Here is a 9993-nt window from a genome sequence, read left to right on the forward strand (position 1 = left end):
CCGATACCGAATGGAGACCGGCATGGCTTCGGACGAGTTCCTCGTCGAACGTTCCACCGTCATCGATGCGAGCCCCGATGTCGTTCAGCCGCTTCTCGACAACTTCCGCCAGTGGCAGTCGTGGTCGCCGTGGGAGGATGTCGATCCCGACCTGAGGCGCACGTACTCCGGCCCGGAGTCGGGTGTCGGCGCCGCCTACGCCTGGGAGGGTAATCGCAAGGCGGGGGCGGGGTCGATGGTGATCACCGAGTCGGTGCCCGGCTCGAAGGTCGTGCTCGACCTGAAATTCCTCAAACCGTTCAAGGCGGACAACGTCACGACGTTCCTCCTCGAGCCGAACAGCGCCGGGACCACTGTCCGCTGGCAGATGACCGGCAAGACGAACCGCTTCTTCAAGATCGTGGGAGTCCTGTTCCCGATGGACAAGATGGTGGGCAAGGACTTCGAGAAGGGCCTCGCACAGCTGAAGGCGGCGGCCGAGCAGCGTCAGTAGTCCTTATTCCGTCGTCAACTCGAGGTCGGTCATGGTCTTGAATCGTGGCGTGCCGCCGCTGTCGTTGTGGGCCTGTTCCATCACGAGGCGGGAGGTCCGTCCGTTCAGGTGGAGCGTCGCGACCTGGTCGCCGAAGAACGGTCCGGCGACCTTCGACCAGTCGATGGGAACGGGTGGCACCCGCGACACCCGGCCGAGGATGAAGCGGACGGTCCGTTCGGTGGCGCGCCGCCACGAGATCCGGAACGTCACCTTCATGGCGGCCGGAACGTAGTTGTGCAGGGGAGAGCACGTCAGCTGATACACCAGTGACTGCAACTGCTCGGTGTAGTGCGCCTGCGCGACGTAGGCGTGGTGGACGTCGCCGGACAGCACCGAGATGGTGGACGGCGCCCGGCCACCCGGCCCGGCCCGGCGGCCCTTGCCGACCTCGGCGAAGAGGCGGGCGAGCCGGTCGAACGAGTCGCGAAACGCCGCCCAGTGCTCCAGGTCCGCCCCCCGCCGGATCTTCTCCGCCAAGGCTGCCACTCGCGGGCCGCGGGATCCGGCTGCGAGGCGTTCGTCCCAGGACTCGAGGTCGTGGAGGGCGCGGGGCAGCAACCACGGCAGGGACGTCCCGACGAGCAGGTGGTCGTAGTCGCCCTCGGTCTGACGTTCGATCCAGGAGAATTCGGGGTCGGACACCATCTCGCGGCGACCGCCGGAGAGGACACGACCGCACCGCGAGTCGATGACGAGCAGCCGCGCGACCCCGAGGTCCCGGCGATACGACCATTGCGTGCCCTTGGCCCCGTCCGCTTCCTCGTCGGCGGCAGATGCGAATTCACGGAGCATCGGCTCGACGTCACCGCCGTGCTTCCGAACCCGTTGATACAGTTCGTTTTCGGCGAGGTGGCTCGGCGCCAGGTTCCCGAGGTGCTGGTACACCCAGTACGACGACAACGCGCCGACGATGCGCTCCTCCCACCACGACGTGGCCTCGAGTTCGTCGCGCCAGGATTCGGAGGTGTTCCAGTCGTCCCGGACGTCGTGGTCGTCGAAGATCATCGACGTCGGCACCGTGGACATCAGCCAGCGCACCTGGGGGTCCGACCACGATTCGGCGTAGAGCCAGGTGTACTCCTCGAAATTGCGCACCTGCGGCCCCGGCGGCTCGTTGATGTCGTGGATCTCGGCGACCCGGGCCTCGGTATCGGGGGAGAGTTCGTCGGCGTACACCTGATCCCCGAGCAGCAGCAGGGCGTCGGGCCACCGATCCGGGGACTGTTCGGCCATCCGCACCGCGTACGCGTCCAGGGCGTCGGCGCCGAGGTGCCGGTTGTCCTCCGTCGTGGACATCGTCGCGAATCGGCACGACCCGAATGTCAGGACGAGCGTGTCGTCGTCCTCCCGGAGGGTGCGGATCATCGACGGGACTGTATTCGGCAACGGCCACACCGGGCGGCCGTCGAGGGTCACCTCGTACGGAGTGGTCGACCCGGGCTCCAGACCCTCCACGACGACGAGTGCGTAGTGGTGGCCCGACACGTTCCACGTGCGTTCCTCGTGGCCGAGGACCCTGACGGTGCACGCCTCCGACGTCTTGACCCACACCGTCGCATCGCACGTGCCGACATGTCTCAGCAGCGGTCCGAGAATCAGCTCCGCCACGACGTCACCCTGCCGGATTCTTCGCGCGTGACAGATACATGCGATCAGCCTACGGACCCCTGCGCGCCCGCGAGGACGCTTCTGCACGTAAGAACAATCAAGTCTACGAACTCGGTATCGTGATCGGCATGGTCCTGATCCTGCGACTCACGGACGAGCAGGAGCGTGCGCTCACGCTCCTCGCCGAGGCGCAGGGTGTCGGCAAGCGCGAGGCCGCAGTGTGCGCGATCATCGAAGCCGCGGCACCGCATATCCATGATGCGCGCGTGCGAGCGCTCGCACGGCACGGCCGCGACCGGTATGCACTTTTGCTGGACCGCCTTGCGAGGTGACGGTGTGCTTGGCTCGCCTGAGCGCCGTCACCCCCGAAGATGCTTGTCGGACAGTATGTGTCGGCGGGTGCCGGTAACCTGTCGCGCATGGCTGAACCAGTGAAGGGTCCCGCGTCCTATTTCCCGTCGATCGAGGAGAAGTACGGTCGGCCGATCAGTGAATGGCAGACGCTCATCCGGTCGTCCGAGCTGACCAAGCACATGGAGTTGGTGAGCTGGCTGAAGTCCGAGCACGGCCTCGGCCACGGTCATGCCAACGCGCTGGTCGCGCACACCCTGAAGGAAGACGCCGCCGGCTGACGGTGTCGGTCCAGGTCGGCGCCGGAGGTGCCTCGCCGGCCTGGCGAGGCGGGATCCGGACCTCGCGCCGCGATGAATCGGGTATTCGGCCGCGGGCTATCATTCCGACGACGAATCTGGTGTCGAGGGTTCTGCTGTCGAAGGGAATCGAAGTGAGCACGAAAATCGAACAACTGGAGTTCCAGGCGGAGACCCGCCAGCTCCTGGACCTGATGATCCACTCGGTGTACTCCAACAAGGACTCGTTCCTGCGGGAGCTCATCTCCAACGCGTCGGATGCGCTGGACAAGTTGCGGCTCGAAGCCTTCCGCAACAAGGAGCTCCACGTAGACACGTCGGATCTGCACATCGAGATCGAGGTGGACGCGGAGCAGCGCACGCTCACCGTCCGCGACAACGGCATCGGCATGTCGCACGAGGAAGTCGTCGACCTCATCGGCACGCTGGCCAAGTCCGGCACCGCAGACCTGCGCCGCAAGTTGAAGGAAGCGAAGGACGCCGCCGCCTCCGAGGAACTGATCGGACAGTTCGGTATCGGTTTCTACTCGACGTTCATGGTCGCCGACAAGGTCACCCTGCTGACGCGGAAGGCCGGCGAGAGCGAGGCGACGCGCTGGGAGTCGAGCGGCGAGGCCACCTACACGATCGAAGCGGTCGACGACGCCCCGCAGGGCAGCTCCGTCACCCTGCACCTCAAGCCCGAGGACGCCGAGGATCACCTGCACGACTACACGTCGGAACGGAAGATCAGGGAACTCGTCAAGCGCTACTCCGACTTCATCGCGTGGCCGATCCGGATGAACGTCGAGCGCACGGTTCCCGCGGAGGGCGACGGCGAGGACGAGGTCACCACGACGTCCGAGACGATCAACTCGATGAAGGCGCTGTGGGCGCGCTCGAAGGACGACGTCTCCGAGGACGAGTACAAAGAGTTCTACAAGCACATCGCCCACGCCTGGGACGATCCGCTCGAGGTCATCCCGATGAAAGCTGAGGGCACGTTCGAGTTCCAGGCACTGCTGTTCATCCCGTCCCACGCCCCGTTCGACCTGTTCATGCGGGACGGGAAGACGGGTGTGCAGCTGTACGTCAAACGCGTCTTCATCATGGACGACTGCGACCAGCTGATGCCGGAGTACCTCCGCTTCGTCAAGGGTGTGGTCGACGCTCAGGACCTGTCCCTCAACGTGTCTCGTGAGATCCTGCAGCAGGACCGGCAGATTCGAGCCATCCGGCGCAGGCTCACCAAGAAGGTCCTCACCACGATCAAGGACCTGAAGGCCGAGCGGCCTGACGACTACCGTACGTTCTGGGCTGAGTTCGGCCGCGCGGTCAAGGAAGGCCTGATGTCGGACACCGACAATCGGGATGTGTTGCTCGGTATCTCGTCGTTCGCGTCGACCCACAGCGAGGAGGAGCTGACCTCGCTGGAAGACTACGTGGCACGGATGAAGGATGGTCAGGAGCAGATCTTCTACGCGACCGGCGAATCCCGGCAGCTGCTCGAGAGCTCACCGCACATGGAGGCCTTCCGCGCGAAGGGCTTCGAGGTGCTGCTGCTCACCGATCCCGTCGACGAGATGTGGGTCGGTGCCGTGCCGGAATTCGACGGCAAGTCGTTCCAGTCGATCGCCAAGGGTGAGGTCGATCTCGACACCGAGGAAGACAAGAAGGCGCACGAATCGGAGCGGGAGGAGCAGGAGAAGGACTTCGCCGGCCTGCTCTCCTGGATGGCCGACGCGCTGAGCGATCAGGTCAAGGAGGTGCGGCTGTCGACGCGGCTGACCACGTCACCGGCGTGCATCGTCGGCGACGCGTTCAGTATGTCGCCGGCACTCGAGCGGATGTACCGGGCGTCCGGGCAGCCCGTCCCCGTCACCAAGCGCATCCTCGAGCTGAACCCTGCCCACCCGCTCGTCACCGGGCTGCGGGAGGCGCACGGCGAACGCAACGAGGATCCGGCGCTGGGGGAGACCGCGGAGCTGCTCTACGGGATGGCGTTGCTGGCCGAGGGTGGCGAACTCGAGGATCCCGCCCGGTTCACCACCATGCTCGCCAACCGCCTCGCCAGGACGGTGTAGTTCACCTTGCTGGTATTGGTCACGGGGGGAACAGGTTTCGTCGGGGCGTGGAGCGCGAAGGCGGCGGTGGACGCCGGTCATCGGGTGCGCTTCCTCGTGCGGGATCCTGCTCGCCTCGTGACCAGTGCCGCGGCGCTCGGACTCGACACGTCCGATCACGTCGTCGGTGACATCACGGACGCCGAGTCCGTGCGCCGCGCGCTGGATGGCTGCGACGCCGTCATCCACGCCGCGGCCGTGGTCGCGGTCGACCCGCGGCGCGCGGAGGAGATGCTGCAGACCAACCTGGCCGGCGCGCAGAACGTGCTGGGAACCGCGGTCGAGCTCGCCCTCGACCCGATCGTCTACGTCTCGAGTATCGCCGCGCTGTTCCAGCCGGGGGCCCGGCTGCTCACTCCCGAACTGCCGGTGTGCGGGCCTCCCGACGCCTACGGCCGGAGCAAGGCCCGGGTGGAGCAGTACGCCCGCGACCTTCAGGCCGACGGCGCACCGATCGCGATCACCTATCCGGGCATGATCGTCGGTCCGGGGAACCAGTTCGGCGAAGCCGCCCAGGCTGTCGAGGCCGCCGTCCACCTGCGGGGTCTGCCCGGGCGGAGCGCCGCGTGGACGATGGTCGACGTCCGGGAGGTGGCGAGCGCGCACGCCGCCCTCCTCGAGCCGGGACGCGGAGCCCGCCGGTACATGCTCGGTGGTCCGCGGATTCCGATTGCGGGGATCGCCGAGATGCTGGGCGTGATCACCGGCAAATGGATGGGGGTGTTCCCGGTTCCGGACGCCGCGTTGCGCCTGGTGGGCAGGCTGGTCGACGCCGTCGACCGGTTCGTCCCCATCGACACCCCGATCTCGGAGGCCGCGATGGAGTACTACACGCGGATGCCGGACACGGACGACCGGCCGAGCGAGGGCGAACTGGGTGTGAAGTATCGCGATTCGGCGGAGACCTTGGCCGACACCGTCGCCGGGCTGACGGAGGCGGGCCGACTGTGAGTACGGAGGCGGGCCGACTGTGAGTACGGAGGCGGGCCGACTGTGAGTACGGAGGCGGGCGGACTGTGAGCTTTACTCGTGCGGAGTTGGAGTCGTTCCGCGACGCGGAGGTTGCGGACCTCCTCGGACCGGGCTGCCGACTGTTGTTCGTCGGTATCAACCCGGGACTGTGGACGGCCGCGACCGGGGCGCATTTCGCGCGCCCGGGCAACCGTTTCTACCCGGCCCTGCTGGCCGCCGGGATCATCGAGCGTCCGATCGATCCGACGGCAGGGATGTCGGACGCGGATCGCGATCACCTGATCGAGCGGGGCGTCGGCATCACCAACCTGGCCCCGCGCGCCACGGCGAAGGCGGACGAGTTGACCGGTGAGGAACTGGCCATCGGCGCCGAGCGCCTGCGCGCCGTGGTCCGCGACACCGCTCCCAGGGTGGTCGCCGTCGCCGGAATCACCGCCTATCGCACGGCTTTCGGGGAGCGTGCCGCGAAGAAGGGCAAGCAGCCGCGCGACCACGAGGGCGCGGAGTTGTGGCTGGTGCCCAATCCCAGCGGGCTCAACGCCCACGAAACCGTCGCCACCCTGGCCGCGTCGTACCGGGAGGCGGCCATCGAGGCGGGAATCGTATCCGGCTGATCGGGCAGGTCGCTAGGCTGCGGAGATGACCGTCGTCTACAACCTCCTGTTCGTCTGCCACCTGCTCGGCATGGCTGCCCTCGTCGGCGGCTATTTCGCGGTGCTCGGAGCGCCGCGGATCTCCGAGGTGATGGTGTGGGGTGCGCGGCTCCAGTTCGTCACGGGACTGATCCTGGTCGGGCTCGGCGAGGCCGCACTGGACAAGGACTACAACCACGTCAAGATCGGCGTCAAGCTTCTGCTCTCACTGGTGGTGGTCGCGCTCGCCGAGATCGTGCGGGGCAAGCAGAAGAAGGGGCAGGAGAATCCGAACCTGGTCCACGTGGTCGGCGGGCTCGGCATCGTCACCGTGCTGGTGGCCGCCCTCTGGACATGACCACCCTCGGGTTTCACTTCTTCGGTGGGGCAAGGATTTTCATCGCCAGTCGCTGTGTGGACTCGGGCATCCGGTCCTTCATCGACATCGCGAACTCGCCGGCCTTCGTGCGCACGGACGTGCCCCTGCCGAACCGCCTGTTGAAGGCGGATCCCTCGGTCGGCTGATCGAAGTGGAGGGGCGGGGCGCCGTCCGCGGCGCCGAGGGCACGCCCGATCACCATCCGCTGAATCTCGCTTGTGCCCTCGAAGATGGTGTAGAGCTTGGCGTCCCGGTACCACTTCTCGACGGGATGGTCGCTGATGTACCCCCACCCGCCCATCGTCTGCAGTGCGCGCTCCGTAGTTTTCACCGCGACCTCCGATGCCGCGAGTTTCGCCATCGAGCCCTCGCCGTGGCGGAACTCCACGCCCGCCGCCGCCATCCACGACGCCCGCCACGTGAGCAGCCGCGCCGCGTCGATCTGGGTCGCGAGGTCGGCCAGCGGAAACGCGATTCCCTGGTTGTCGATGATCGGACCGCCGAATGCCTCCCGGCGGTTCGCGTACTCGGTGGCGTATTCGAGCGCGGCGCGGGCGATGCCCAGCGCCTGGGCGGCGACCATGGGACGTGTCTGCTCGAACGTGCCGAGGGTGGTCGATTTCCGCCGCGGCGCGCCGGTAGCCGCCTCCTCCTGCACCTCACGGGCCTTCCGCATACGGTTCTGCAGCTTGTCGTCGCCGCCGAGCAGATGGTCGGCGGGCACCCGGACCTGATGGAACTTCAGCTCCGCCGTGTGCGACGCGCGGCAGCCCAGCTTGTCGAGCTTGCGGACGAGTTCGATACCCGGACTTCCGCCGGGGACCACGAAGAGCGCCTGCCCGCGATGGCCCAGATCAGGATCGACGGTGGCGTTCACGACGTGCACGTCGGCGATGCCCCCGTTGCCGATCCACATCTTGTGCCCCTCGATCACCCACTCGTCGCCGTCGCGCGTCGCGGTGGTCCGCAAGTTGCGGACATCGCTGCCGCCCTCGGGTTCCGAGATGCACAGTGCGGCGAGTTTCAGGTTGCCTGGCTCGCCGAAGCATTCGGGCGCCCACCGCAGCATCTGCTCCGGCGTCGCGGCCTGCCCGATCGACGACAGCGCCAGCGCGGGCATCACGACGGCCAGCCCGATTCCGGCGCAACCCCAGAACAGCTCCTCCATGAACAGGGGGAGGGACAGACCGGTCGGGTCGCCGATGAGGTCGCGGTAGAACAGCGGACTGTAGAAGCCCTCCTCCGCGGCCTTCTCGAGAACGTCCCACGGAAACGCCTGCGCGCGGTCGTGCTCGGCCGCCACCGGCCGGATCACGTTCTCCGCGAAGGCGTGTGTTCGTTCGACGAGATCCCGCTGAGCCGGGGTGAGAGCGAGGCTGAAGGTCATGGCAGTCCCTCGGTTGCGGCGTTGCTGTGCACCAACGTAACACTCACGGGCTGATGGGACTCGCGATCCCGCTATCCTGATAGGTGAGATGTTTTTCCCATTATCTGGTAGAGGTTGCTAGCGTCGGAGGTATGAACGGCGAGGAGACGGTCTACACCCACGGTCATGACGAATCGGTGCTGCGCAATCACCGATGGCGTACCGCGGAGAACTCCGCCGCGTATCTGCTCCCGCACCTGCGCGAAGGCATGACACTGCTCGATGTCGGATGCGGGCCGGGCACCATCACCGCCGACCTCGCAGGACTCGTCGCACCCGGAGTCGTCACCGCCGTCGAGATGAACGACGAGGCGCTCTCCCTCGCCAGGAACGAGTTCGCGAAGCGCGGAGTCCCGAACGCCCTGACCGTGGTGTCCGACGTCCACGCCCTGGACTTTCCCGACGACAGCTTCGACGTCGTGCACGCGCATCAGGTCCTGCAACACGTCGGTGATCCGGTGCAGGCACTGCGCGAGATGAAGCGGGTGTGCAAGCCAGGCGGGATCGTCGCCGCCCGCGACGCGGACTACGGCACCTTCACGTGGTTTCCGGCGACACCGGAACTCGACGACTGGCTGGCGCTCTACAAGGACATCGCGCGGGCGAACGGTGGCGAACCGGACGCGGGCCGTCGCCTGCGGGCGTGGGCGCACGAGGCGGGCCTCGGCGACGTCGCGAACACCGCGAGCACCTGGTGTTTCTCCTCCGACGAGGATCGCGAGTGGTGGGGCGGGTCCTGGGCCGATCGCTCGCTGCAGTCGAACTACGCGGACCGGGCGCTCGCGCTGGGGCTCGCCACCGAGGCGGACCTGGAACGCATCGCGGCGGGCTGGCGTTCGTGGGTGGGGCAGGACGACGGCTGGTTCGCGCTCCTGCACAGCGAGATCCTCTGCAGGGTGTAGCAGCGCGGAGGGAAATCTCGCGACGAGTGCCCGAGGATGGAACACTCGCCCCATGACGACGTTACGGGTGGGTCGACTGTGGTTGGCGGGATTGATGGTGGCGCTGATCGGGCTGGTACTCGCTCCGGGCGCCTCTGCGGCCCCGGACCGAGCGGTCTTCTCCAGCACCTCGGACCAGGTGATCACCGTCTACGCCCCGTCCGCGGGGGCAGTCGTGGCCGAACTTACCGCCTGGGAACGGAATGCGGACGGCACGTGGCAGGTGTTCGCGGGCCCCGTCCCCGCCGACGTCGGCGCGGAAGGACTCGGTGCGGCGAACGAATTCTCCACCCGCACGCCGACCGGTGTCTTTCCGCTGTCACAGGCGTTCGGCCGACAGCCCGCGCCCGAGTCGGCGATGCCGTACTTCCAGTCCGATCGACGTGACTGGTGGGATTCGAATCCGCTCTCGCCGACGTACAACACGCACGTACGGAAGGACGCGAGCCCCGGTGGTAACAGTGAGAACCTCTACGCGGCCGGACCGCTGTACGACTACGCGGTCGCGATCGGCTACAACGCCGCCCGCATTCCCGGCCTCGGTTCGGCAATGTTCCTACACGTCACGGACGGCACCACCACCGAAGGGTGCGTCGCGATCGACCGCGACACGCTGACCTCACTCCTCGGCCGGCTCGACCCGGCGAAGAATCCGGTGATCGAGATCGCCGTAGGCGCGTAGCGCCCGTGCGCCTTTTTGGTAGCTGGAGCTACCAAAAAGGCTCCGGGGTCGACGCCGCCTACTGGT

At 67.1% G+C, this 9993-nt stretch carries 11 protein-coding genes; 9 read left to right on the plus strand and 2 right to left on the minus strand.

Annotation, left to right across the window (positions count from 1 at the left end; translation table 11 throughout):
* The first annotated feature begins 22 nt into the window (after nucleotides 1-22).
* Nucleotides 23-493 (plus strand): SRPBCC family protein, encoded by a 471-nt coding sequence (locus tag ACFWAY_RS43920; RefSeq protein WP_378514916.1) that lies wholly within the window; start codon nucleotides 23-25, stop codon nucleotides 491-493.
* Nucleotides 494-496: 3 nt separating this feature from the next.
* Here ACFWAY_RS43920 and ACFWAY_RS43925 read toward each other — a convergent pair whose 3' ends face one another.
* Nucleotides 497-2143 (minus strand): alkaline phosphatase D family protein, encoded by a 1647-nt coding sequence (locus tag ACFWAY_RS43925; protein WP_378514917.1) that lies wholly within the window; start codon nucleotides 2141-2143, stop codon nucleotides 497-499.
* Between the two features lie 38 nt (nucleotides 2144-2181).
* On the opposite strand from ACFWAY_RS43925, the gene ACFWAY_RS43930 reads away from it, so the two are divergent.
* From ACFWAY_RS43930 to ACFWAY_RS43955, 6 genes are all read left to right on the plus strand, one after another.
* Nucleotides 2182-2475: a hypothetical protein gene (locus ACFWAY_RS43930; protein WP_378514919.1), complete on the plus strand. Its 294-nt coding sequence runs from the start codon at nucleotides 2182-2184 to the stop codon at nucleotides 2473-2475.
* A gap of 87 nt (nucleotides 2476-2562) precedes the next feature.
* The gene (locus ACFWAY_RS43935; RefSeq protein WP_087556750.1) at nucleotides 2563-2775 is read left to right on the plus strand and encodes a DUF4287 domain-containing protein; all 213 of its coding nucleotides are present in this window, start codon (nucleotides 2563-2565) and stop codon (nucleotides 2773-2775) included.
* Between the two features lie 152 nt (nucleotides 2776-2927).
* Entirely contained in the window at nucleotides 2928-4856 is a 1929-nt protein-coding gene (htpG, locus tag ACFWAY_RS43940) for a molecular chaperone HtpG (RefSeq protein WP_378514920.1), read from the plus strand.
* A gap of 6 nt (nucleotides 4857-4862) precedes the next feature.
* Nucleotides 4863-5846, plus strand: a complete 984-nt coding sequence (locus ACFWAY_RS43945) for an SDR family NAD(P)-dependent oxidoreductase (protein ID WP_378514921.1) — start codon at nucleotides 4863-4865, stop codon at nucleotides 5844-5846.
* A gap of 65 nt (nucleotides 5847-5911) precedes the next feature.
* Nucleotides 5912-6481, plus strand: a complete 570-nt coding sequence (locus ACFWAY_RS43950) for a mismatch-specific DNA-glycosylase (protein WP_378514922.1) — start codon at nucleotides 5912-5914, stop codon at nucleotides 6479-6481.
* A 25-nt stretch (nucleotides 6482-6506) separates the two neighbouring features.
* Complete coding sequence (locus ACFWAY_RS43955; protein WP_378451618.1) at nucleotides 6507-6857, plus strand: hypothetical protein; 351 nt, start codon at nucleotides 6507-6509, stop codon at nucleotides 6855-6857.
* 13 nt (nucleotides 6858-6870) lie between these two features.
* Here the strand turns inward: ACFWAY_RS43955 and ACFWAY_RS43960 are convergent, their stop codons facing one another.
* Complete coding sequence (locus ACFWAY_RS43960; RefSeq protein ID WP_378514923.1) at nucleotides 6871-8265, minus strand: acyl-CoA dehydrogenase family protein; 1395 nt, start codon at nucleotides 8263-8265, stop codon at nucleotides 6871-6873.
* 131 nt (nucleotides 8266-8396) lie between these two features.
* Here ACFWAY_RS43960 and ACFWAY_RS43965 point away from each other — a divergent pair, with 131 nt between their 5' ends.
* Both ACFWAY_RS43965 and ACFWAY_RS43970 read left to right on the plus strand, forming a co-directional pair.
* Nucleotides 8397-9206 (plus strand): class I SAM-dependent methyltransferase, encoded by an 810-nt coding sequence (locus tag ACFWAY_RS43965; RefSeq protein WP_378514924.1) that lies wholly within the window; start codon nucleotides 8397-8399, stop codon nucleotides 9204-9206.
* A gap of 52 nt (nucleotides 9207-9258) precedes the next feature.
* Nucleotides 9259-9927 (plus strand): L,D-transpeptidase, encoded by a 669-nt coding sequence (locus ACFWAY_RS43970; protein WP_378514925.1) that lies wholly within the window; start codon nucleotides 9259-9261, stop codon nucleotides 9925-9927.
* The last annotated feature ends 66 nt before the right edge of the window (nucleotides 9928-9993 follow it).

This window comes from Rhodococcus sp. NPDC059968 (assembly GCF_042738615.1).
In the GTDB taxonomy this organism is placed as follows: domain Bacteria; phylum Actinomycetota; class Actinomycetes; order Mycobacteriales; family Mycobacteriaceae; genus Rhodococcus_F.